The sequence below is a fragment of the Pseudomonas peli genome (assembly GCF_900099645.1).
Taxonomy (GTDB): domain Bacteria; phylum Pseudomonadota; class Gammaproteobacteria; order Pseudomonadales; family Pseudomonadaceae; genus Aquipseudomonas; species Aquipseudomonas peli.
Genome location: NZ_FMTL01000003.1, coordinates 348,986 through 371,642, shown reverse-complemented (window position 1 = coordinate 371,642; position 22,657 = coordinate 348,986). Strand labels below are relative to the sequence as shown.

The following is a 22,657-nucleotide window of genomic DNA, read 5'->3' as shown; positions in this document are numbered from 1 at the left end:
GCTAAACCCGAACATCCTGTTGCCCGGCACCCGGCGCACACTGCGCAGCAGTATAGGAGCCCGACCGGTGCATACCCAGAGAGACGAATGCCGCACGCATCACAGCACAACAAGAAACTCGGAGCGACGCTGCCGCACAAACGATGACCAGCCGGCAGATAGTCATTCACAAACGCCGCCAGGCCGCTATCATCGCGCGCCGAACCACTGATGCATGCCTGCCCCGATGAAAAACAACCTGATTGCCGCCGCCGAACTCGACCGCCTGGAAACCTGGGCTAAATACACCGCCGACATGTGCCACAGCTGCATGTCCAGCTGCTGCACGCTGCCGGTTGAAGCGCGCCTGAATGACCTGATCCGCATCGGCGTGGTTGATGAGTTCGAACGCAGCGAGCCGCTGAAGAACATCGCCAAGCGCCTGCAGAAAGACGGCATCGTCGAACGCTTCCATCAGAAGTCGGGCATCTTCACCCTGACCCGCATGAGCAACAACGACTGCTACTACCTCGATCGCAAAACCCGCCTGTGCACCATCTACGAGAAGCGTCCGGACACCTGCCGCAACCACCCGAAGATCGGCCCACGTCCCGGCTACTGCGCCTACAAGCCGAAGAGCTAAGCAACAGCATTGAGCTGCCGCGACGCCTCGGGCAAGCTGGCAGGCATGCACAACGCCGACTTCCCCGATGACGCCCAACAGACCGAGCGCACCCGCGCCACGGTGATGCGCTATCACTACAGCTGGAAAGACCGCGACCTCGACGCGGTGATGGCGCTGTATCACCCGGATATCCAGTACCACGACTTCTTCCAGCAGCGCTGCATGGGCTTTGCCGAGCTGCGCGAGTATGTGCGCAACAACCTGCCGCGCCAGCCTGGCGAAGCACTGGAGCACACCGACCGCATCCGCATCGACGGCCATACCGCGTTTATCCAGTACCGCATCAGCCTGCACGGCAGTGGCGGCCTGCTGGCGTTCCGCACCGGCGAGGCGATTACCGTGCGTGACGGGCTGATCTGGCGCATCCATGAATACGCCACGCTGATGCGCGAAGAGCGCGAGCTATCCGCCGCCAGTGATTCCCGCCCGGCCCTTAGCCGCCTCGGCCTCAGTGCCCGCCAGCTGGGGCTATTGGCGCAGGACCTGGAAGACTACATGCAGCGCGCCCAGGCCTACCTCGACCCGCAACTGAGCCTGCCGCAGGTGGCAACCGCCACCGGCTACAGCCGCAACCAGATCTCCCACCTGCTCAACCAGGTGCTCGGCCAGAGCTTCTACCGCTACATTAACCACAAGCGCTTGCAGCACCTGCTCGCCAGCCTGGACGCCGGCAACGACCTGCTGCGCATCGATGAGCTGGCCTTCGCCGCTGGGTTCAATTCGCTCTCAGCGTTCTACAGTTGCTTCCGCCGGCACACCGGCTTGTCGCCCAAGGCCTACCTCAAACAAATTTCCTTGCGGGCACGCACACAAGACAAGCCCTGATCGACCTCCTAGTCTCTGCGCATCGCATAGTGATTGACTGCCGGAGATCGACGATGAGCCCATGGCGCTCCCTCAGCCTGTGGATGGATCAGCTGACCGAACCGCTGACCGCCCGCCCCGCGCTGACCGAAGACCTGCACGCCGATGTGGCAATCATCGGCGCGGGCTACACCGGCCTGTGGACCGCCTATTACCTCAAGCGCCAGGCGCCACACCTGCGCATCGTCATCCTCGAAGGCGAGATTGCCGGCTTCGGCGCTTCCGGGCGCAACGGCGGCTGGCTGATGGGCAACCTGCTCGGCCAGGACAACCTGCTCGCCGACCAACCCAGCGCCGCGCGCCAAAGTGCCTATGCCCTGCTGCATGGCATTCCTGATGAAGTCGCCAGTGTGCTGCAGGACGAGCAGATCGCCTGCGATTACCGTAAGGCCGGCGTACTGTATTGTGCCGCGCGCTACCCCGAGCAGCTGACCAGCCTGCGTCAACACCTGGCCGAATTGCGTGCCCTGGGCCTGGACGAAACCGACTACCGCTGGCTGACGCCCTTCGACCTGGGCAAACAGCTGCAGCTGGCCAACGCCTTTGGCGCCATCTACACCCCGCACTGCGCCACCATTCAACCCGCCAAGCTGGTGCGCGGCCTGGCGCGCTGCGTTACCGCCATGGGCGTCGAGCTGTATGAACAGAGCCGAGTGACCGACTGGCAAACCGGCCTGGTGCGCACCGCCACTGGCAGCGTACGCGCTGACTGGATCGTCCCGGCCGTGGAAGGTTACGCCGCCAGTTTGCCGCCGCTAGGCAACCATCAGCTGCCGGTACAGAGCCTGCTGGTGGCCACCGAGCCACTGCCCAAGGAAGTTTGGGCCGATATCGGCCTGGAGCGCGGTCAGGCCTTCAGCGAGAACAGCCGCCAGGTGACCTATGGCCAGCGCAGCGCCGACGACCGTTTGGTATTCGGCGCCCGCGGCGGTTACCGCTTTGGCGGCCGCCTGCGCACCGATTTCAACCTCAGTGAGGACGAGCGCGACCTGCGCCGCTACCTGTTTGGCGAACTCTTCCCGCAACTCAAGCAGGTGCGCATCACCCACGCCTGGGGCGGCAACCTGGGCATGGCGCGGCGCTTTCGCCCGCACATGCTGGTGGACCGCAGCAACGGCATCGCCTTGTCCGGCGGTTACGGTGGCGAAGGCGTGGGCGCCAGCAACCTCGGCGGGCGCACTCTGGCCGACCTGATTCTCGACCAGCAGAGCGAGCTGACCCGCCAGCCCTGGGTGCTCGGCGACCAGCCGATCAACCGCCTGCCGCGCTGGGAGCCGGAACCGCTGCGCTGGCTCGGCTACAACGCGATCATCCAGAGCTTTGTGCATGAGGACCGCGTACTGGCCAACCCAGACAGCGCGCCCTGGCGGCGCCAGCTGGCCAGCAGCCTGGCCGGCACCATGGAAAAATTCATGCGTTAACGGAGAGTTTCATGAGCATCGAACACTTCAAGAACACCGCCCACCTGCCCCTGAGCGATGCCACGCCGGTGGCCGTGCCGCTCGGCGAGCCCGTGGCGATCACCAGCAGCCAGGGCATCGAGCATGCGGACGGCGTCGCCGCCGGTATCTGGGAATGCACACCCGGGCGTTGGCGCCGGCAGATCGCCCAGCAGGAGTTTTGCCACTTTATCGCCGGGCGCTGCACCTTCACCCCAGATGGCGGCGAGCCCATGCAGATCCAAGCTGGCGACGCCCTGTTGCTGCCCGCCAACACCTTCGGCGTGTGGGACATCATGGAAACCGTGCGCAAAAGCTTCGTTCTGCTCAAGTAACCCGGCCCAACGCAGGCCCTGCTCCACCCTATTCAACTGCCGCTTCGACAACACCGATAAAAACGATGAGGTATTCCCATGCTGAAAAAACTGCTTCCCCTGCTGCTGCTCAGCAGCATCAGCCAGGCCGCGGAAACCGTGCGCATCTACAACTGGACGGACTACATCGCCCCCGACACCCTCAAGCAATTCGAGCAAAGCAGCGGCATCAGCAGCCACTACGATGTGTACGACAGCAATGAAACCCTCGACGCCAAACTGATGGCAGGGCGCTCGGGCTATGACGTGGTGTTCCCGTCCAACCACTACATGGCCCGGCAGACTCAGGGCGGCGCGCTGAAGAAACTCGACAAGAGCCGCCTGCCCGGCTGGAACAACCTCAACCCGATCCTGATGAAGGCCCTGGAAACCAACGACCCTGGTAACCAGTACGGCTTTCCCTACCTATGGGGCAGCACCGGCATCGGCTACAACATGGCCAAGGTGCGTGAATTGCTCGGCGAGGACGTGCCGCTCGACTCCTGGGACCTGATCTTCAAGCCCGAATACCTGGCCAAGCTCAGCCAGTGCGGTGTAGCGATTCTCGACAACGGCCCGGAGCTGTTGCCCATCGCCCTGCATTACCTGGGGCTGCCACACCACAGCCAGAACCTTGAGGACTACAAAAAGGCCGAAGCACTGCTGCTGGAGATGCGCAAGAACGTGCGCTACTTCCACTCCTCCAAGTACGTCGGCGACCTGGCCAATGGCGACATTTGCATGGCCGTGGGCTTCTCTGGCGACATCATGCAAGCCGGCAACCGCGCCGCCGAAGCGAACAACGGCATCCGTATCAACTACGTGATCCCCAAGGAAGGCACGCCGATCTGGTTCGACATGGTCACCATGCCCGCCGACAGTAACAACGAGCAGGCCGCCTACGCCTTTATGAACTACCTGCTGCAGCCCCAGGTCATCGCACAGATCACCAATCACGTGCAGTACGCCAACGGCAACAGCGCTGCCGACAGCCTGGTTGACCCCAAGCTGAAAGCCGATGCCACCGTTTACCCACCGCAAGAGGCGATGAACAACCTCTACGCTCTGGAAGCCATGCCGCTGAAGATTGACCGTGTGCGCACGCGCATCTGGAGCAAGGTGAAAAGCGGGATTTAACCGAGGGCAGCGTAACGAGCCCATAAAAAGCCCCCGCCAGCCAGGCTGACGGGGGCTTTTTCATGCGTCTTACAGCTCGACAGCAGGCTGCTCCCGCTCACGTTGAGCCAGTTCAGTCACATCGATCTTGGGCTTGATCAGGCTGAAATCTATCAGGCTCTTCGGCTGCTCGGGATTGCCAATCAGCAGCGGTAACGGCCTGAACGCATCACTCACCAGGCTTTTGTGCGGCTCGTACATATCAAACCGCAGGCCCGCCAGGTCCGCCCATGTATGGATAAAGTGCGACGAACTGTAGGGCCGTGACAGCGCCGTGGTGAAATCCCGGGGTTGCTGCGTGCGCCACTGGGGCGAGTTCCAGAGAATAAACGGCACGGTGTACATCGGGCTGGTCGGCGCGGCCTCATTACGCCCCAGCACATCGACCTTGGGCGCATCGAACACCGCCTCGCCATGGTCCGCCAGGTACAGCAGAAAGCCATTCGGTTCCTGCCCAGCCAGGCGCTTGATCAGGCTGGCCACTACATGGTCGTTGTACAACACCGCGTTGTCGTAACTGTTATAGGTTGGCAGTTGATCATCCGTGACATTCGCCGGCACACCCGTACGGTCGTTGAAACGCGCGAACTCCGGCGGATAGCGGTACTGGTAGCTCATGTGCGTGCCCAGCAGGTGCACCACCACAAACTTGCGCGGGGCCGGGTCGGCCAGCACCTGGGCAAAGGGTTCCAGCACATCCCCGTCGTACTGGCGGGCATTCTGCTCACGGTTGTTGTTCAGGTAAACCTGCTCATCCGCCTGCTTGGAAAAAGTCGTGAGCATGGTGTTGCGCTTGGTCATGGTCTGCTGGTTGGTGATCCAGTAAGTTTTGTAACCCGCCTGCTTCATCAGGTTGAGCACCGAGGGCGTGGTCAGGTAGCGCTCCGGGTGCTCCTGATCGGCAAAGGTCAGAACCTGCTGCAAGGCCTCGATGGTGTAAGGCCGTGGCGTGACCACGTTATCGAATACCTGCAACTGGTCACGCAGCGCATCAAGCTCCGGGGTGGTATCACGCGGGTAGCCATATAGGCTCATGCGCTGGCGATTGGTCGACTCGCCAATCACCAACACCAAGGTGGCCGGCTGCCCAGCATGGGCGTCCTGTAAGTTGCTTAAGGGCGCAATGCTGGCGTTCTCCGCTAGCAAGACCTGCATATTGGCCAGCTGCTCACGGTAATTTTTGTAGCCCACCGCCAACTGCCAGGGCGTCGCCGTTTCAATGCGTTGGGTAAAATTATCGAAGCCCGCCTGCCAGCTGTCGTGCTTACTGAACTGACGCAACGCCGGGTAACCCAGCGACACAAACAAAGCCAGAGCCGCCGCGAACACCGCGCCCGGGCGAGATAAATACACCGGCCGCACCTGGCGCCACAGCCACCACCCGCCCAGACCGTAAGCGAAAAATGCCAATAGCATCCACCAGGAGAAGTACTGAATCAGGTATTCGCGGCTCTCATTCAGGTTCGACTCGAACATGATGAAAATTACGCTTTGGGAGAACTCCTGCCCGTAAATCAGAAAGTAACCAAAGCTGCCCAGCGAACACAGCCATAGCACTGCCCCAATCACCGCAGCCAGCTGACGCGAGCGCGCCGGCCACAGCAGCAACGGCACCAGCCACAAGGCACTGGCAAGCAACGCCTGACGAAAGCCAGAAAACCCCGCCGTACCGGTCAGCTGGATCAACAACTGGGTCACGCCGGAGAAGTACCAGAAAAACACAAACGCCCAACCCAGCCCGGCCCAATCGACCCGCTGGCGCGCCGCTCCTGTCAACACTGCAGACATAGCAACCTCATGGCAGCCCAATAGTGGTGCCTGTTATGCCAGACAGACTGTGAAAAACTCGTCAAACCTTGCGCGCAAACTCAACATACGTCCAGTAGACCATCCGAAAACAAAAAGCCCCCGCAGGCTCGCGCCGGCGGGGGCTTTTCAGTTAGCTAGAACTGTTATCAGTTCTTGGCTTTTTTGGCAGCGCGGGTGCGCTCGCCTTCGTCGAGGATCTTCTTACGCAGACGAATCGACTTCGGCGTAACTTCGCACAGCTCGTCGTCCTGGATGAATTCCAGCGCCTGCTCCAGGGTGAAGCGAACAGGCGGAACCAGGGCGATGGTTTCGTCTTTGCCGGAAGCACGCATGTTGTCGAGCTTCTTGCCTTTGGTTGGGTTAACGCCCATGTCGTTGTCACGGCTGTTCAGGCCAACGATCTGACCGTTGTAGATTTCCTGGCCGTGCTCGACGAACAGCTTGCCACGCGCCTGCAGGGTTTCCAGGGAGTAGGTCAACGCTTTACCGGTTTCTACCGAGACCAGTACACCGTTCTGACGGCCGGACATGTCGCCGGACTTCATGGTGTCGTAGCGATCGAAGATCGAGGTCAGGATGCCAGCACCGTTGGTCAGGGTCAGGAACTGGTTACGGAAACCGATCAGACCGCGAGCAGGGATGTTGTATTCCAGACGTACACGGCCTTTGCCATCCGGCACCATGTTGGTCAGGTCGCCCTTACGCAGGCCCATCTCTTCCATGACCTTGCCCTGGGATTCTTCCGGGGTGTCGATGGTGACGTTTTCGAACGGTTCCTGCTTCACGCCGTCCACAACGCGGATGATCACTTCTGGACGGCCTACACCCATTTCGAAGCCTTCGCGACGCATGGTTTCGATCAGTACCGAGAGGTGCAGCTCACCACGGCCGGAGACCTTGAACTTGTCAGCGCTGTCGCCTTCTTCAACACGCAGGGCCACGTTGTACAGCAGCTCTTTGTCCAGACGCTCTTTGATGTTGCGGCTGGTGACGAACTTGCCTTCTTTACCGCAGAACGGCGAATCGTTGACCTGGAAGGTCATGGAGACGGTCGGCTCGTCGACGGTCAGCGGGGTCATCGCTTCGACATGGTTGATGTCGCACAGGGTGTCGGAGATGAACAGCGAGTCCATGCCGCTGACGCAGACGATGTCACCGGCGGTGGCTTCTTCAACGTCGATGCGGTGCAGGCCGTGGTGACCCATCAGCTTGAGGATACGACCGTTACGCTTCTTGCCGTCGGCGTCGATGGCGATCACCGGGGTGTTCGGCTTGACGCGACCACGGGCGATACGGCCAACGCCGATGATGCCGAGGAAGCTGTTGTAGTCCAGTGCGGAGATTTGCATCTGGAACGGACCATCAACGTCAACAGCCGGGGACGGCACGTTGTCGACGATGGACTGGTACAGCGGGGTCATGTCTTCAGCCATGTCGGTGTGATCCAGACCGGCAATGCCGTTCAGGGCCGAGGCGTAGACGACTTTGAAGTCCAACTGCTCTTCGGTGGCACCGAGGTTGTCGAACAGATCGAAGATCTGGTCCAGAACCCAGTCCGGACGCGCGCCTGGACGGTCAACCTTGTTGATGACCACGATTGGACGCAGGCCGGCTTCGAAGGCCTTCTTAGTCACGAAGCGGGTTTGCGGCATCGGACCATCTTGGGCGTCAACCAGCAGCAGCACGGAGTCAACCATCGACATTACGCGCTCAACTTCACCGCCGAAGTCGGCGTGGCCGGGGGTATCCACGATGTTGATGTGGTAGCCGTTCCAGTTGATCGCGGTGTTCTTGGCGAGAATGGTAATGCCGCGCTCTTTTTCCTGGTCGTTGCTGTCCATTACGCGCTCGTCGTTGAGCTCGTTACGCTCAAGGGTGCCGGACTGGCGCAGGAGTTTGTCTACCAGGGTGGTCTTACCATGGTCAACGTGGGCAATGATGGCGATGTTGCGTAGATTTTCGATCACGTGTGTATCTCGATCAGAGGATTCGGTGTGCCGCTTAGTCTAGGCGGCGAGTATTAACTAATTGCGATTTCTGCCAGGCGGCGCGAGCGTGTTAATCACGCCGCCTGTAGGTCGGGAGGGCGATGGCGGATGCTGCCGCCATTCAACCCGGGCGTTTTATGCCGGACGATAAACGCGCACATTGGCATGCCCCTCACTCAGCAGATGGTGGGCGTGCAAACGACTCATCACACCTTTATCGCAATACAACAGGTACTGACGCGCCTCATCCAACGCCTTGAACGAACTGTTCAGGGCGTAGAACGGCAGCGCCATGACCTCGACGCCAGGCAGGGCGAGTGGCTCGTCCTCGGCAGCATCGGGGTGACGAATATCAATGATCACGTGGTTGGCCAGCGCTTCGCTGACCTCCTCGATCTGCACGTCCTTGCCCAACTCGTCGATCACTTTGTCGATCGGCAGCAAGGTCGCGCGTTCCAGGGCGCGCTCGAGAATGGCCATGTCGAACTGGCTCTCTTCATGCTCGATGCGCAGCTTCTTTGCCCGGGTGGTCGGGTTGACCGAGATAACCCCGCAATATTCCGGCATGTGCTTGGCGAACTCAGCTGTGCCAATGCGCGTGGCGGTGTCGATGATGTCTTGCTTATGGCTGGCCAGCAGCGGGCGCAGCACCAGCATGTCGGTGGCCGAATCGATCACCGCGAGGTTCGGCAGGGTCTGGCTCGACACCTGGGAGATCGCCTCGCCGGTAACCAGCGCATCAATCTGCAAGCGCTCAGCCATGCGCGTGGAGGCGCGCAGCATCATGCGCTTGAGGATGACCCCCATCTGGCTGTTATCAACCTTGCCGAGAATCTCGCCCAGCACTTCCTCAAACGGCACGCTGATAAACAGGACGCGCTGCGAGCTGCCGAACTTCTGCCACAGGTAATGCGCCACTTCCATCACGCCCAGCTCATGAGCGCGCCCGCCTAGATTAAAGAAGCAGAAGTGGGTGACCAGGCCGCGGCGCATCATCTGGTAGGCGGCAACGGTGGAGTCGAAGCCACCGCTCATCAGCACCAGGGTCTGCTCCAGCGAGCCCAGCGGGTAACCGCCCAGGCCTTCGTGCTGGTGATGAATAACGAAGAGGCGCTGATCGCGAATCTCCATGCGCACCACCACGTCCGGGTCTTTCAGCGAGATGCCGGCCGCGCCGCACTGTTGGCGCAACTGGCTGCCAACATAGCGCTCGACATCCATGGAGCTGAAACTGTGCTTACCCGCACGCTTGCAGCGCACGGAGAAGATTTTACCTGGCAGCTGATCGGCGAAGTGCCGCTTGCACTTTTCCAGCACGTCATCGAAGTCACCCAACGGGTATTCGTCGACCTGCAGAAAATGGGTAATGCCCGGCGTGCAGCTTAAACGCTCAATCATCGCCTGTAGGGTTTTCGGTTCACTGATCTGGGTTTCGACTTCAAGGTTGTCCCACACACCGCTGACCTGCAGTTGGGGATCGAACTCACGCAAAACCGAACGAATGTTCTTCGCCAGCTGCCGGATAAAGTGCTTACGCACCGGCCGACTTTTGATGGTGATTTCTGGGAAGACTTTAACAATCAGTTTCATGAAAACAGGGGGTGCCGAGGCCGCGAAAAAACAGGGGCGCGGATTATAGCGGAAATTGCTCACGCTTTGATCAAAAATCCTCACCCACGCAAAAAACGCACCATTAATGTGCGCGCAACAAATATAGCGACCCATAACAGTGCAAATATTTATCAGGCAGCGCTACGCAACCCCCGCCAGCCCTGAGTTTCAGGGCTTACACCCATTCCTGTGCACTGGCATGCAATTTGCTCCCTTGTGAGGCAGGATGCCCTGGCGGAGTATGCCGCGGCCGTACCGTACTATTGAGGGCTCACGATTCGAGCCTTATCCACCTGGAGGACAGCATGTCGAAGTCGATTCAACTTATTAAAGAACACGACGTGAAGTGGGTTGACCTGCGCTTCACCGACACCAAGGGCAAACAGCACCACGTGACCATGCCGGCACGCGATGCGCTGGACGACGAATTCTTCGAAGTCGGCAAAATGTTCGACGGCTCCTCCATCCACGGCTGGAAAGGCATCGAAGCCTCCGACATGATCCTGCTGCCGGTTGACGAAACCGCCGTACTGGATCCGTTCACCGAAGAACCAACCCTGATCATCGTGTGCGACATCATCGAGCCAAGCACCATGCAGGGCTACGACCGTGACCCACGCTCGATCGCCAAGCGCGCTGAAGAGTTCCTGAAAACCACCGGCATCGGCGACACCGTATTCGTCGGCCCAGAGCCTGAGTTCTTCATCTTCGACGAAGTGAAGTTCAAGTCCGACATCTCCGGCTCCATGTTCAAGATCTACTCCGAACAAGGCTCCTGGAACACCGACGCTGACATCGAAGGCGGCAACAAGGGCCATCGCCCAGCCGTTAAAGGTGGCTACTTCCCAGTTCCGCCGTGCGACCACGACCACGAAATCCGTACTGCCATGTGTAATGCCATGGAAGAAATGGGCCTGGTCATCGAAGTTCACCACCACGAAGTGGCGACTGCCGGCCAGAACGAAATTGGTGTGAAGTTCAACACCCTGGTGGCCAAGGCTGACGAAGTTCAGACCCTGAAGTACTGCGTACACAACGTGGCCGATGCCTATGGCAAAACCGCGACCTTCATGCCGAAGCCACTGTACGGTGACAACGGTTCGGGTATGCACGTACACATGTCCATCTCCAAAGATGGCAAGAACACCTTCTCCGGCGAAGGCTATGCCGGCCTGTCCGATACCGCCCTGTACTTCATCGGCGGCATCATCAAGCACGGTAAGGCCCTGAACGGCTTCACCAACCCGTCGACCAACTCCTACAAGCGTCTGGTCCCAGGTTTCGAAGCTCCGGTAATGCTGGCTTACTCGGCGCGTAACCGTTCGGCTTCGATCCGTATTCCATACGTGTCCAGCCCGAAAGCTCGCCGTATCGAAGCACGCTTCCCGGATCCGGCTGCCAACCCATACCTGGCATTCGCTGCACTGCTGATGGCCGGTATCGACGGTATCCAGAACAAGATCCACCCTGGCGATGCTGCCGACAAGAACCTGTACGACCTGCCGCCAGAAGAAGGCAAGCTGATCCCACAAGTGTGCGGCAGCCTGAAAGAAGCCCTGGAAGAGCTGGACAAGGGCCGTGCGTTCCTGACCAAAGGCGGCGTGTTCTCCGACGACTTCATCGATGCCTACATCGAGCTGAAGTCCGAAGAAGAAATCAAAGTACGCACCTTCGTACACCCGCTGGAATACGACCTGTACTACAGCGTCTAAGCCCGCACGCAATACAAAAGGCCACCTTCGGGTGGCCTTTTTGCGTTTGGCGCCTGGCACAAGCCACCTTTCAGCCCGTAGTTTTCTGCGCTGGTACACGCCCAGCCATCAACATGCTTGCCAGCGCGCGCTACCAGTGCAAGGCTTAGGGCACCTTACTAGGGAGAGTCCGGTATGCGCCCTCTACTTATTTGCCTGCTACTGGGCCTGGCATTGCCGGCCAGTGCGCAGATCTACAAATACACCGATGCCAGTGGCAATACGGTATTCACCGACCAGCCGCCCGAAGGCCAGGCGACGCAGAATGTCGAGCTGCCGAAAACCAACAGCGTGTCGATGCCCGTCCCGAGCCAGCCCACCACAACCACCACAGACCCTGTCGACAAAGCCGCGCCTTACAGCACCCTGCAGCTGACCGGTATCCCGGATGACGAGGCCATGCGTGCGAACAATGGCACCTTCAGCGTGGGCGTGGACATCCAGCCACGCCTGGCCAGCAACCATCGCCTGCGCCTGCTGCTCGACGGCAAGCCACACGGTCAACCGAGTAACGTACCGCGCCTGCAAATCAGCAATGCCGACCGTGGCGAGCACAGCCTGGCTGTGGAAGTCCTCAGTGGCGAACAATCAATCCAGCAGAGCGCCACTGCCACCTTTACCGTGCAGCGAGTCAACACCAGCAGCCCGGCCCTTCGCCCACCACCTCCGCCACCGAAACCAAAACCTAAGCCAGCCACCTGACTATGCGCAATCTGCTGTTTTGCAGCCTGATGCTGCTCGCATTGCCTGCCCTCGCGCAGGTCTACACCTATATAGATGCCGAAGGGAATCGCGTCTTCACCGACAAACCGCGGTCCGGCGATGCCGAGCGTGTCGAACTGGCGCCCAGCAACTCGATGCCGACCACCCAAACGCAAACCGCGCCAGTTATTGAAGCGCCACCAGAACCCAGCCAGCGCTACAGCCTGCTGCGTATTCTGGTGCCGCAGCCTGACGCGACCATCCGCGACAGCGCGGGCAACCTAATTGTCAGCGTCAACAGCGAACCGAAACTCTTCCCCCAGCACAGCTATCGACTGCTGCTGAATGGCACTCAGGTCGGCGAAGCAGGCAGCAGCCCGGTCTTCCCGCTGGAGAATATCGACCGCGGCACGCACCAGTTGGCGGTGGAAATCATCGACCAGCAGGGCCGCATCATCGAACGCACCCCCACTCAGCCGTTCCACATGCTGCGCATCTCCCTGGCGCAGAAACGCATGGTGACACCCTGCAAGAAGGCCGATTACGGCGTGCGCCCGGAGTGTCCGCTCAAGGACAAACCGCCGGAAAAGAAAGACATTCCCCTCGTCCCGTTTATCTAATCTCGCATTACGCACCAAAGCAGTGCGCATATTGATCAGCGTTTCTATACTCTCCCTGTTTTGGGTCGCCGCGCGCGACCCGGCTGCGCTGAAAAGCAGCTAATTCCCGGCATCCCACGGCCAAACACGCTTCTTTTCGGGGCTTTGGTTTGCTTCTTGCATTTTCCAGCTGCATTGCTGGAACCCAAGGGTCTGCTGACATCCCATATGATCATCAACGACGCACTGCACCGCCTGCTGCTGGACAACCTGACCACTGCCACGCTGTTGCTCAACGACGACCTGCGCCTTGAGTACATGAACCCGGCAGCGGAGATGCTCCTGGCCGTCAGTGGTCAGCGCAGTCACGGGCAATTCATCAGCGAGCTGTTTACCGAATCCAGCGAAGCGCTGAGCGCCCTGCGCCAGGCCGTTCAACACGCTCATCCGTTCAACAAGCGCGAAGCAGTGGTGACTTCAGTCAGCGGCCAGACCCTGACCGTCGACTACGCCGTGACACCGGTGCTCAGCAAAGGCGAAACCCTGCTGCTGCTGGAAGTGCACCCACGCGACCGCCTGCTGCGCATCACCAAAGAAGAAGCGCAGCTGTCCAAGCAGGAAACCACCAAATTGCTGGTGCGCGGCCTGGCCCATGAGATCAAAAACCCGTTGGGTGGCATTCGCGGCGCCGCGCAATTACTGGCGCGCGAACTGCCCGAAGAAAGCCTCAAGGATTACACCAATGTGATCATCGAGGAGGCCGACCGCCTGCGTAATCTGGTCGACCGCATGCTCGGTTCGAACAAGCTACCGTCCCTGGCGATGACCAACGTGCACGAAGTGCTAGAGCGTGTCGGCAGCTTGGTGGAAGCGGAAAGCCAAGGCAGCATCATTTTGGTGCGCGATTACGACCCGAGCATTCCTGATGTGCTGATCGACCGCGAGCAGATGATCCAGGCGGTGCTGAATATCGTGCGCAACGCCATGCAGGCGCTGTCCGGGCAAAGCGATCTACGCCTGGGCCGCATCACCCTGCGCACCCGTGCGCTGCGCCAGTTCACCATCGGTCATTGTCGCCACCGCCTGGTGACCAAGATCGAAATCATCGACAACGGCCCCGGCATTCCGCCAGAGCTGCAAGAAACCATCTTCTACCCCATGGTCAGTGGTCGGGCCGACGGCACCGGCCTTGGCCTGGCCATTACCCAGAACATAATCAGTCAGCACCAAGGCCTGATCGAGTGCGAGAGCCATCCGGGTCATACCGTGTTCTCGATCTTCCTGCCGCTGGAACAAGGAGTATCACCGTCATGAGTCGCAGTGAAACCGTCTGGATTGTCGATGACGACCGCTCCATCCGCTGGGTCCTGGAAAAGGCCCTGCAACAGGAAGGTATGACTACCCAGAGCTTCGACAGCGCCGATGGCGTGCTTAGCCGCCTGAGCCGTCAGCAACCCGATGTGATCATTTCCGATATTCGTATGCCAGGGGCCAGCGGCCTTGATCTGCTGGCGCGCATCCGCGAGCTGTACCCGCGCCTGCCGGTGATCATCATGACCGCGCATTCCGACCTGGACAGCGCCGTGGCGTCCTACCAGGGCGGCGCGTTCGAGTACCTGCCCAAGCCATTCGATGTCGACGAGGCGGTGTCGCTGGTCAAGCGCGCCAATATGCATGCGCAGGAGCAGCAGAGCCTGGCCGTGCCGGTCGAGCAGCCGCGTACGCCGGAGATCATCGGTGAAGCACCGGCTATGCAGGAGGTGTTCCGCGCCATCGGCCGTCTTTCGCACTCCAATATCACCGTGCTGATCAACGGCGAATCCGGCACCGGCAAGGAGCTGGTCGCCCACGCCCTGCATCGCCACAGCCCGCGCGCGGCCTCGCCGTTTATCGCGTTGAACATGGCAGCGATCCCCAAAGACCTGATGGAGTCCGAGCTGTTCGGTCATGAAAAAGGCGCCTTTACCGGCGCGGCTAATCAGCGTCGTGGGCGTTTCGAGCAGGCTGACGGTGGCACACTGTTTCTCGATGAAATTGGCGACATGCCGGCCGACACCCAGACCCGTCTGCTGCGCGTGCTGGCGGATGGCGAGTTTTACCGGGTGGGTGGCCACACCCCGGTCAAAGTGGACGTGCGCATCATCGCCGCCACCCACCAGAACCTGGAAAGCCTGGTGCAGGCCGGCAAGTTCCGCGAAGACCTGTTCCACCGCCTAAACGTGATCCGTATCCATATTCCACGGCTGTCGGATCGCCGCGAAGATATCCCCACGTTGGCCCGGCACTTCCTGAGCCGCGCCGCGCTGGAGCTGGCAGTCGAACCCAAGCTGCTGAAAAGCGAAACCGAAGACTATCTGCAGCAGCTGCCGTGGCCGGGCAACGTGCGCCAGCTGGAGAACACCTGCCGCTGGATCACCGTCATGGCCTCGGGCCGTGAGGTGCATGTCGACGACCTGCCGCCCGAATTGCTTAGCCAGCCGCAGGAAAGCGCGCCGGTCAGCAACTGGGAACAGGCGCTGCGCCAGTGGGCCGATCAGGCCCTGGGCCGTGGTCAGTCCAGCCTGCTGGATACCGCCGTACCAGCGTTCGAGCGGATCATGATCGAGACCGCGCTCAAGCACACCGCCGGCCGCCGCCGCGACGCCGCCGTGCTGCTGGGCTGGGGCCGCAATACCCTGACGCGCAAGATCAAGGAACTGGGCATGAACGTCGAAAGCGCGGATGACGAAGACAGCGACGACTGAGGCCTCGCGGCTAACTCGATCCAAGCAAGGCCGCCGCACAGGCGGCCTTGTTATTTCAGCGATACAGCTCGCGGCGGTAGATCACCGGGGCTGAGCCCTTGTATATCCCAAAACTGGCCAGGCCTCGTGCTGCCGAACGGGTTGTCCCGTCCCAGGGGTACTGCAACCAGCTGGGCGCGGACGGATAACTGACCTGCACCGAACCATCGTTGCCGCTACCTGGCGCACTCATTAGCACCTGACGTTGAGTTGGATTCAGCGGCCAAGCCAGGCTGGCTGTGGTTTCCCCCGCGGCCAGATTGCCACTGAATTGATCCAGCTGCGCCGCCCCTAGGCTGACAGCCGTGGTGCAGGTGTCCAACCCTTCAGGCTGAAAGCTGCCGTTTGCGTTAGCCTGCCAACTCTCCAGCACCACCGGCAGACTCAGCCCCTGCAGTTCCGAGCCATGCGCGTTGCCCAGGCGCAAGCGGCCCAGACGCACTTCGCTGCCGGGGCTATTGGTAAAGTCATAGCTAAAGTCTTGGCAGCCGCCCCCAGCACCGATACAAACCCCATCACTGTCAGTTAAGGCTGCCGCAACAAAACGCTGCTGCACACTGGCCGTAAACGGATAGTCATCGCTGCTCGGCAGCTCCGCCGATTTATAGAGCAGCTGTTGATTGCTCCAGCGAAAACTCTGTTTACCATCCCCATCCCCCGCACCCTCTTGTGTGAGGTTGGCCGTCCCTTGGCTGGCAAGGCGCGCATCAAGTCCAACTACCCAGGTAGTCGAAATAAACGCACCGGCATTCGGTACTGCCAGACGCCAAAAGTCACCACGATCATAGTTACTCGTGACGTTGCCGCTTCTGTTGTAACCAGTAACCATCAAGGTCGGCTCATTGCCTGAAGTAAAACCCATGGGCTGCCCTTGATAACTGAAGGTACTGCCACAACTCGGCGTCAGGCTGGCGCTGCCGGCCGCGCCAAGATACGCCGGAATAAAACGCCCAACCAGACCACTGCTGCCGCCACTGACCGTCTCACCAAAATAACCGTTAGCCGGTGGCGTGGCCGTCAACCTAAACACACCAACTTCAGAAATAGATTGGTTTTCCACGGTAGTTTCATTGCCCACGAGATGGGCATAACTGCTGATCCCAAGCACACCGTTGCTACCACCAGCAGGCGCTTGAACTTGGCTATTCAAGGCAATGTTGTTCTGACGATAGTTAGGTGTAACGAGATTGTTACTCAGGTCTGCTGCCGTAAGTGGCTCAGTATCACTTTGCCAGGCTACTGCCTTGATGCGCATGCTGAACGGATCGCCAGCACGTACACCACCCGGGAACACAGGACACGATATGTTTGCAGCACAACTGCCCGCAGCATCAGTCTCCAGCAACAATCCATAGGGCTTGCTTACAAACTGATCAACACCCGTCATCAGCAATCCGTCATCGTCAGAGTCGTCATTGCCAATGTAGCGAGCACTGAGCGTCACCAGCCCAGCATCGTCGTAACGCACAGTAAGTGGTGCGCTGGCGTTCGCATCAAAATTCAAGTCGAGCGCAGCGGTACCTCCCACCAAGCTCACGCCATTAACGACAACAGGCTCGGTTCCACTGTCAGGGTCGGTGTACGTAGAGCTAAATTGGACATTGCGCTTACCACTTGCAAAGCCTGGAACACAGGCCTGACTGGCATTATCTTTGCGCACAGCTCGAATGGTTGCGTCAGCTTGCCGCGCTGCCAGCAAATTGGGGACATCCAACAAAAAACCGCTGTCTGCAAAGGTAATTGAACAACTGTTCGAAGCCCCCCCCAACTGGCATCGGGAAATGTTGCTAGCAACCGGCTTTACTTCTACAACATCCAGCAAAAACGTGCCTGCAGTTCTCTTATTGAACTGCACAGTACCTGTACCACCTGAGAAACTGGCGAATCCAACAGCCTGTTCGTCTAAACGGAGGGTCGCACTAACGCCTCCGGTATATAACGAAGTGCAAAGACTGTCGACGCACGCCTGCAGCGTTAGGGTCTCTGGGTTACAGGTTAACCCTGCGCCATCATGGTTAATTCGAATATGATCAATCACCACACAGGGATGTGTCGCAACCACGTCAGCCAAAACAGCAGCATTACTAATTTCAAAATTGTAAACCCGCACACTATCGAAAGTACCATCGGCCGAGTTTAGCGTTCCATTTTGACCGATCACGGAACTGCGATTATCACCAACAAATAACGTACCTAAATTACTGGGCAGAATGCCATTAGTAGTTGTCTGCGCGACCCTCGCGAGCACGCCATCCACGTAAATCCGAAGAACGGTCTGGTTTGTACCTGGTGCAAATCGCCAAGTAACAGCAATATGTTTCCAAGCATTGGCATTCACCGTTTGTGGGAGTGTGTCTACAGTTGCAAGACCTCCCGCACTATCACTCATCACAAAACGCAACGTGCGATTAGCGCGCTTAGTCAGAAAAAACCAACGATTGTTTTGAGTAGTTGCATCCAACAGCTGATGATCACGAACACTCCAAGCATTATTCCCCCGATACCAGAAGGTAATTGAACCGCTGTTACCAATGGCTGCATCGATATCAAGATTGGTATTTACCGCATTGCTGGTGCCATTGGTATTTGCCGCAATGCGAACCCCCCGGCATATGTAGCCATCGGCCTCAGAAGAAGCACTTCCAACGGCCTGCCCATGGAACGCATTACCGGACCAATCAATAACTTCGTTGACTGTGCCATTGAGCACACCCTCCTCAAAACGGTACTCAGCCAAACGAGCGGGCTCCCCCGAAGGGATAAACCAGCGAATAGCTGTGCCGGAGTAGCTATATTCACTATTAAGGGAGTAGAGCGTGAAGTCGGAGTTATCGATTTCAACACCAATAGTGGCACTCACACCACTGGCATTACCTGTACCGTATTGAAAAACAAACTCACCTGACTCATAGAGAATGGCTTGAAAGCTATAGGCCCCACCAAAGTTGAAGTGTGGAACACTTTCCCAAGAAACCACCAACCTGCGATTAGGTGCAGTGCCTTTTGTCTGATATCGCACAGTGCCACCCAACCGCGGGTTGATATCATCCCAATACAACAACATCAGGCGATCGGCCTGTGTACCTGCTGAACAGCCTGAGCAAGCGGGGGGCGTAGTAGTTATTGGCAGATCAGTATTATTAAATTGCCGATGGAACTGCGTATCGGCACCAAATTGCAGAGCCCCATTGGCATGTACACGAACCTGGGTGTAATTAACGCCGGCAAAGCGGAAGGTAAAACCAATATTGATAACTTGTTTGTCATCATCACGAGGAAAACCAGTCTGCGTTTGGTCCCAGACAATATTGGTATTAGCAGACTCCCACGCATAGTTCGTGGACTGAAATGCATAAGTCGCGGCCATTGCCTGAAAAGGAAGAAGAGCAAAAAGTACGAGCAGCAGTCCAACGTGAGACAGCGCATACGCCATCCGTCTAAAGCCGCGAAGCCCGTCCTCAAGGCCCATCTTCATACCCCATTCTCCAACCCAAATAGTGTGCTCACCTTGTTGGCGCACGACTCACCAACAACCGACACCTGCACCTTCACGGCTCAACGTTCCATGACGGCTGCCATCTGACGATACGCATAATCAGCGCACTGCTGCTGGTCAGGGTATCGCCGCTGGCAAAGCTGACCTGGCCACTACAGGTGTTACTGCCAGCCGTCCAGGTCCCCTGGCAAGGCGCAAATGTCGCGCTTGGCAGGGTGTAACTGACTGCCAGCGCATTGCCACTCAACAGCAGCAGCCCGACAACTAAGCAACGCAGGTACATGTTCATGGTCGCTCCACCACCGAGGTTATCTCCCGATAGGCATAGTCCGGGTTACCCGGCTGGCCATGTTCAGCCCGGGCCGTAATGCTGAAGAACTGCACAGCCAGGCGGTCTTCTTCGGGAATATCCACCGCTGCCGATGGGGTGCAGGTCACCGCAACCTGAAAACCACCGAGTGCGAAATTCGTACAGCCCTGGCCAGCCAGCACCCGGACAATGCCGTACTCAATCCCTGCGCGCGCGGCCTGATAGGCGCGCGCCTGCTGGATGGCCAGGCTGGTGGTGGCATTCTGGGTCACCGCCAGGCGCGCCATCGCGGCGATCACCAACGCCACGATGATGATCAGAAACATTGCCGCTACCAGGCCAAAGCCGGCCTCATTTCGTTCAGGGCGCATTGTCGACATGAACCTGCTGCAAAAGGCTGATGGTTTCGCCGTTGGTGCTCAGCGTCAGTCGAATTGTCACCAGACCACTGCGAATATTGGTGCCTGGCGTGTAGGTGAAACTGCTGTTGGCGCAATCCACCTTATCGACCACGGGAGCAGCAGTGCTGTAGTCATAGCTGGCGGCCAGCGAGTCGAACTCGCCACGCCATAACCGACCATTGCTGCAGCGATAGCCCACCACCTGATCGGCGAGGAAGAAACGGTGCTGCGGTGAGGCATAACGAAAGCGAAAGCCGCTGATGGCCGCATCCGTCAGGTACAGCTCAGTGCCCTGCACACTGATGCTGACACGTGGGCTGATCACCGAGGGGGCGCCTGCCGCCGGCGTCCAGACGTTATTGCCGGCCCCGGCACTGCCAACGTTGTAGATCACCATCCACAGATTGGCCGGCAAGGCCAGTTCATTGAGTTGCAACGGCCCGGCAAAGGGAATGGTACAGGGCGAAGCAGCACACACCGGCGGGTCCTGTAGCACACCGCCCGCCAGATTGGCGCGATAACGCCCACCCGACGGTGCCCGCAACAACTCCAGCACCCCGCCATTGATACGCACCGAGTTAGGCACTGCCAGGCGCACGTCGCGGGCCATGCGATTGACCGCCGTGGCGGCCAGATCGACCAGTTCGGCGCGGCGGCTCTGGTCGACAAAGCCCTGCATCGGCCGCGACATCACCGTGCCAATCATCACCGCCACCAACCCCGAGAGGGCGATCACCATCACCAACTCGACCAAGGTAAAGCCATGGCCGGTATAAGCCACCCGCACGGGCGTACGGGACGCTGAAAGAGTGCAGGCGAGCCGGCGCATCAGTAGTTGGTCCTGAAGCCGTCGAGGCTTAGGGTTTGCCCACCCGGATCACTGACCGTGACGCGTATGCGGGTTGCCGGTGTTCCATCCAACGTCACCGTGGTATCGACGCCGACAGCCACCTGATAACCCGGCAAAATCGCATTGCCATTGATGTCCTGTGCCGCTTGCGCGGCCTGCGCAGCAGCCGGTAAGTCGGCATAAGCACGAGCACTGATGGCTTCCAGATAGGCCTCGGCCAGGGCAAGGCTCTGCTGACGCAGCATCGGATCGGCCGAGCGCCCGGTAATACTGGCCATGGCTGAAAACATGGCGGCGGCGGCAATGCCGATCACCACAATGGTGATCACCAGCTCAACCAGTGTCATCCCGCGCTGCCGAGACCAGCGGCAACCCCGCACAGACTCTCGCCCGTTCACGGTGTGGTCCCGATAAAGCCGGTAACCGGGTTGACGTTCAGAACAAAGGCACCGTTGCCCAGATTGGCAGTGTTAGCCGCACCGGCAGCGCCGCCCAGGGAATTGAAGGTGATATCCAGAGCAGTCGTCATCGTCACGCTCTCCGGCTTGCTGGCGGCATAGTTACCACCCGATGGGTTAGCCACTGCACTACCGGCGGCCAACTGACCGCAGACCTGCGCATAGGTCAGCGCATAGCCCGTGTTATTGATCTGGGTGCGAATCGGACAGCCACTGGCCACTGCCAGCTTCTGCCCGTAGCGCACTGCCGCCAGACTTTCTTCAAAAAACAGGCGTTCATCGAACACCTGCCGATCAAAGAAACGCGGCCCTACCACGGCTGCGAGAATGCCGATCAGCACAATGACCATCAGCAACTCGACCAGGGTAAAGCCGCGCACAGGGTTTAGCAGCCAGTGGTAGTACGGACAATAGTCGGAGCCACCGTCGCAGTGGCTGCGGTATAAACCACCTGACATGCAGTCGCAGTAGTTGCACCTTTCGCCTGCACAGTGGTTGTGGTGGCTGCGGTCGTAACAACAAAATCGCCCGTATTGGTGTTATCAGTAGCACTGGTACCTGTGATATTCGCCGCCACTACGATACCTGCAGCACTGGCATAGCCATTCGAAATGGCCACAGAAGCTCCCTCCAGAGTAACAGTCCCTGGATTCGTACCAGCCGCCAGAAATGCCGAGCGCGTGATTGCACTGGCTGATTTCATGGAGCCTTCAACACCCTGGATGGTTGCGCGGCGAGCATCGGCACCGAAATCCGCAAACCGCGGCAACGCAAACGCCGCCAGGATGCCCAGAATCACAATCACCATAATCAGCTCGATCAGGGTAAAACCGCTTTGTTGCTTCTTCATCAGATAGGTCCTCTAACAGCAATTGATCAACGTACGTAAGTCGTGACGACAGTGCCCGTTGCGGAGTTGTAGACGATCCGGTCACCTGTGGTGGCACTCACTGGCGGGTCGAGTTGATAGGTGTAAGTACAGGTTGTACCGGCAGTTGTGGCCACGTAATCCACCGGAGCAGTCGGTGTCGAGGCAGTGCCAACAGTCGGAGCAGATCCCTGCAGAATCGCGTTCCACAGCTGCACGCAGTTGAGCGCACCACCGGTTCCGATTGGCCAGCCGCTGGCGTTCACATCCACCAGGCCGTCGCCGTATCCAGTTACATCCGTATCAGGAGTCGTATCCGAGCCGTTGGAGCGATTCACTTCCCACTGCGAACGAACCAGCAGAACAGCTGAAGCCAATGCACCGCCGGCACCTTTGACGGCACCTTCATGAGCATCCTTGGAGACGTTGATAAAACGCGGCAGCGCCACAGCGGCAAGAATGCCGAGTATGACGATGACGACAACCAATTCGATCAGGGTAAAGCCTTTACTGTTCTTCATTGCTTCCTCTCAGT

The 22,657-nt window shown here is 59.1% G+C and carries 21 protein-coding genes; 10 read left to right on the top strand and 11 right to left on the bottom strand.

What is annotated here, in order from left to right; genetic code table 11:
- Window positions 1–226: 226 nt before the first annotated feature.
- The 5 genes from BLO50_RS16330 to BLO50_RS16310 all read left to right on the top strand — a co-directional run bounded on the left by BLO50_RS16330 (window position 227) and on the right by BLO50_RS16310 (window position 4,457).
- Complete coding sequence (locus BLO50_RS16330) at window positions 227–622, top strand: YkgJ family cysteine cluster protein (protein ID WP_090254835.1); 396 nt, start codon at window positions 227–229, stop codon at window positions 620–622.
- 45 nt (window positions 623–667) lie between these two features.
- Complete coding sequence (locus BLO50_RS16325) at window positions 668–1,489, top strand: helix-turn-helix domain-containing protein (RefSeq protein WP_090255174.1); 822 nt, start codon at window positions 668–670, stop codon at window positions 1,487–1,489.
- Between the two features lie 53 nt (window positions 1,490–1,542).
- Entirely contained in the window at window positions 1,543–2,949 is a 1,407-nt protein-coding gene (locus BLO50_RS16320; protein WP_090254833.1) for an NAD(P)/FAD-dependent oxidoreductase, read from the top strand.
- An 11-nt stretch (window positions 2,950–2,960) separates the two neighbouring features.
- On the top strand, window positions 2,961–3,302 hold the full coding sequence (locus BLO50_RS16315) for a cupin domain-containing protein (protein ID WP_090254831.1): 342 nt from the start codon (window positions 2,961–2,963) through the stop codon (window positions 3,300–3,302).
- A gap of 78 nt (window positions 3,303–3,380) precedes the next feature.
- Window positions 3,381–4,457, top strand: coding sequence for a polyamine ABC transporter substrate-binding protein (locus tag BLO50_RS16310; RefSeq protein WP_090254828.1), 1,077 nt, complete (start codon window positions 3,381–3,383; stop codon window positions 4,455–4,457).
- 69 nt (window positions 4,458–4,526) lie between these two features.
- Here the strand turns inward: BLO50_RS16310 and cptA are convergent, their stop codons facing one another.
- The 3 genes from cptA to thiI all read right to left on the bottom strand — a co-directional run bounded on the left by cptA (window position 4,527) and on the right by thiI (window position 9,883).
- Window positions 4,527–6,284 (bottom strand): phosphoethanolamine transferase CptA, encoded by a 1,758-nt coding sequence (gene cptA / locus BLO50_RS16305; protein WP_090254826.1) that lies wholly within the window; start codon window positions 6,282–6,284, stop codon window positions 4,527–4,529.
- Between the two features lie 167 nt (window positions 6,285–6,451).
- A complete protein-coding gene (gene typA, locus BLO50_RS16300) occupies window positions 6,452–8,272 on the bottom strand; it encodes a translational GTPase TypA (protein ID WP_090254824.1) in 1,821 nt (606 codons plus the stop codon).
- A gap of 156 nt (window positions 8,273–8,428) precedes the next feature.
- The gene (gene thiI / locus BLO50_RS16295; protein WP_090254822.1) at window positions 8,429–9,883 is read right to left on the bottom strand and encodes a tRNA uracil 4-sulfurtransferase ThiI; all 1,455 of its coding nucleotides are present in this window, start codon (window positions 9,881–9,883) and stop codon (window positions 8,429–8,431) included.
- A gap of 326 nt (window positions 9,884–10,209) precedes the next feature.
- Here thiI and glnA point away from each other — a divergent pair, with 326 nt between their 5' ends.
- The 5 genes from glnA to ntrC all read left to right on the top strand — a co-directional run bounded on the left by glnA (window position 10,210) and on the right by ntrC (window position 15,700).
- Window positions 10,210–11,616, top strand: a complete 1,407-nt coding sequence (gene glnA, locus BLO50_RS16290) for a glutamate--ammonia ligase (protein ID WP_090254820.1) — start codon at window positions 10,210–10,212, stop codon at window positions 11,614–11,616.
- Between the two features lie 174 nt (window positions 11,617–11,790).
- Window positions 11,791–12,357 (top strand): DUF4124 domain-containing protein, encoded by a 567-nt coding sequence (locus tag BLO50_RS16285; protein WP_090254818.1) that lies wholly within the window; start codon window positions 11,791–11,793, stop codon window positions 12,355–12,357.
- Between the two features lie 2 nt (window positions 12,358–12,359).
- Complete coding sequence (locus tag BLO50_RS16280) at window positions 12,360–12,977, top strand: DUF4124 domain-containing protein (RefSeq protein WP_090254816.1); 618 nt, start codon at window positions 12,360–12,362, stop codon at window positions 12,975–12,977.
- 210 nt (window positions 12,978–13,187) lie between these two features.
- Window positions 13,188–14,270, top strand: a complete 1,083-nt coding sequence (gene glnL, locus BLO50_RS16275) for a nitrogen regulation protein NR(II) (RefSeq protein ID WP_169852826.1) — start codon at window positions 13,188–13,190, stop codon at window positions 14,268–14,270.
- The gene (ntrC, locus tag BLO50_RS16270; protein WP_090254813.1) at window positions 14,267–15,700 is read left to right on the top strand and encodes a nitrogen regulation protein NR(I); all 1,434 of its coding nucleotides are present in this window, start codon (window positions 14,267–14,269) and stop codon (window positions 15,698–15,700) included. Before glnL ends, ntrC begins: the two co-directional genes overlap by 4 nt.
- Window positions 15,701–15,755: 55 nt before the next feature.
- Here the strand turns inward: ntrC and BLO50_RS16265 are convergent, their stop codons facing one another.
- The 8 genes from BLO50_RS16265 to BLO50_RS22175 form a co-directional block, all read right to left on the bottom strand.
- Window positions 15,756–19,214 (bottom strand): LamG domain-containing protein, encoded by a 3,459-nt coding sequence (locus BLO50_RS16265; RefSeq protein ID WP_090254811.1) that lies wholly within the window; start codon window positions 19,212–19,214, stop codon window positions 15,756–15,758.
- 73 nt (window positions 19,215–19,287) lie between these two features.
- Entirely contained in the window at window positions 19,288–19,524 is a 237-nt protein-coding gene (locus tag BLO50_RS16260; protein ID WP_090254809.1) for a hypothetical protein, read from the bottom strand.
- Entirely contained in the window at window positions 19,521–19,916 is a 396-nt protein-coding gene (locus tag BLO50_RS16255) for a pilus assembly protein MshP (RefSeq protein ID WP_244152900.1), read from the bottom strand. The genes BLO50_RS16260 and BLO50_RS16255 overlap by 4 nt, the downstream gene beginning before the upstream one ends.
- A complete protein-coding gene (locus BLO50_RS16250) occupies window positions 19,906–20,775 on the bottom strand; it encodes a PulJ/GspJ family protein (RefSeq protein ID WP_090254805.1) in 870 nt (289 codons plus the stop codon). Before BLO50_RS16250 ends, BLO50_RS16255 begins: the two co-directional genes overlap by 11 nt.
- Window positions 20,775–21,143 carry a type IV pilus modification PilV family protein gene (locus BLO50_RS16245; protein ID WP_090254802.1) on the bottom strand — a complete coding sequence of 123 codons (369 nt, stop codon included), beginning with the start codon at window positions 21,141–21,143 and terminating at the stop codon, window positions 20,775–20,777. The genes BLO50_RS16250 and BLO50_RS16245 overlap by 1 nt, the downstream gene beginning before the upstream one ends.
- A 47-nt stretch (window positions 21,144–21,190) precedes the next feature.
- On the bottom strand, window positions 21,191–21,712 hold the full coding sequence (locus BLO50_RS16240; protein ID WP_090254799.1) for a type II secretion system protein: 522 nt from the start codon (window positions 21,710–21,712) through the stop codon (window positions 21,191–21,193).
- On the bottom strand, window positions 21,640–22,104 hold the full coding sequence (locus BLO50_RS16235) for a pilin (RefSeq protein ID WP_090254797.1): 465 nt from the start codon (window positions 22,102–22,104) through the stop codon (window positions 21,640–21,642). The genes BLO50_RS16240 and BLO50_RS16235 overlap by 73 nt, the downstream gene beginning before the upstream one ends.
- 26 nt (window positions 22,105–22,130) lie before the next feature.
- Window positions 22,131–22,643, bottom strand: a complete 513-nt coding sequence (locus BLO50_RS22175) for a type II secretion system protein (protein ID WP_090254795.1) — start codon at window positions 22,641–22,643, stop codon at window positions 22,131–22,133.
- Between the last annotated feature and the right edge of the window lie 14 nt (window positions 22,644–22,657).

Bases quoted from the DNA above. Each gene is read 5' to 3' on its own strand.
- BLO50_RS16240 (WP_090254799.1), bottom strand. From the start codon at position 21,712: ATGTCAGGTGGTTTATACCGCAGCCACTGCGACGGTGGCTCCGACTAT.
- BLO50_RS16265 (WP_090254811.1), bottom strand. From the start codon at position 19,214: ATGAAGATGGGCCTTGAGGACGGGCTTCGCGGCTTTAGACGGATGGCG.
- BLO50_RS16245 (WP_090254802.1), bottom strand. From the start codon at position 21,143: ATGACACTGGTTGAGCTGGTGATCACCATTGTGGTGATCGGCATTGCC.
- cptA (WP_090254826.1), bottom strand. From the start codon at position 6,284: ATGTCTGCAGTGTTGACAGGAGCGGCGCGCCAGCGGGTCGATTGGGCC.
- BLO50_RS16285 (WP_090254818.1), top strand. From the start codon at position 11,791: ATGCGCCCTCTACTTATTTGCCTGCTACTGGGCCTGGCATTGCCGGCC.
- BLO50_RS16320 (WP_090254833.1), top strand. From the start codon at position 1,543: ATGAGCCCATGGCGCTCCCTCAGCCTGTGGATGGATCAGCTGACCGAA.
- BLO50_RS16235 (WP_090254797.1), bottom strand. From the start codon at position 22,104: ATGAAGAAGCAACAAAGCGGTTTTACCCTGATCGAGCTGATTATGGTG.
- BLO50_RS16255 (WP_244152900.1), bottom strand. From the start codon at position 19,916: ATGCGCCCTGAACGAAATGAGGCCGGCTTTGGCCTGGTAGCGGCAATG.
- BLO50_RS16280 (WP_090254816.1), top strand. From the start codon at position 12,360: ATGCGCAATCTGCTGTTTTGCAGCCTGATGCTGCTCGCATTGCCTGCC.
- BLO50_RS16250 (WP_090254805.1), bottom strand. From the start codon at position 20,775: ATGCGCCGGCTCGCCTGCACTCTTTCAGCGTCCCGTACGCCCGTGCGG.
- glnA (WP_090254820.1), top strand. From the start codon at position 10,210: ATGTCGAAGTCGATTCAACTTATTAAAGAACACGACGTGAAGTGGGTT.
- BLO50_RS16315 (WP_090254831.1), top strand. From the start codon at position 2,961: ATGAGCATCGAACACTTCAAGAACACCGCCCACCTGCCCCTGAGCGAT.
- thiI (WP_090254822.1), bottom strand. From the start codon at position 9,883: ATGAAACTGATTGTTAAAGTCTTCCCAGAAATCACCATCAAAAGTCGG.
- BLO50_RS16325 (WP_090255174.1), top strand. From the start codon at position 668: ATGCACAACGCCGACTTCCCCGATGACGCCCAACAGACCGAGCGCACC.
- BLO50_RS16330 (WP_090254835.1), top strand. From the start codon at position 227: ATGAAAAACAACCTGATTGCCGCCGCCGAACTCGACCGCCTGGAAACC.
- ntrC (WP_090254813.1), top strand. From the start codon at position 14,267: ATGAGTCGCAGTGAAACCGTCTGGATTGTCGATGACGACCGCTCCATC.
- BLO50_RS16260 (WP_090254809.1), bottom strand. From the start codon at position 19,524: ATGAACATGTACCTGCGTTGCTTAGTTGTCGGGCTGCTGCTGTTGAGT.
- BLO50_RS16310 (WP_090254828.1), top strand. From the start codon at position 3,381: ATGCTGAAAAAACTGCTTCCCCTGCTGCTGCTCAGCAGCATCAGCCAG.
- BLO50_RS22175 (WP_090254795.1), bottom strand. From the start codon at position 22,643: ATGAAGAACAGTAAAGGCTTTACCCTGATCGAATTGGTTGTCGTCATC.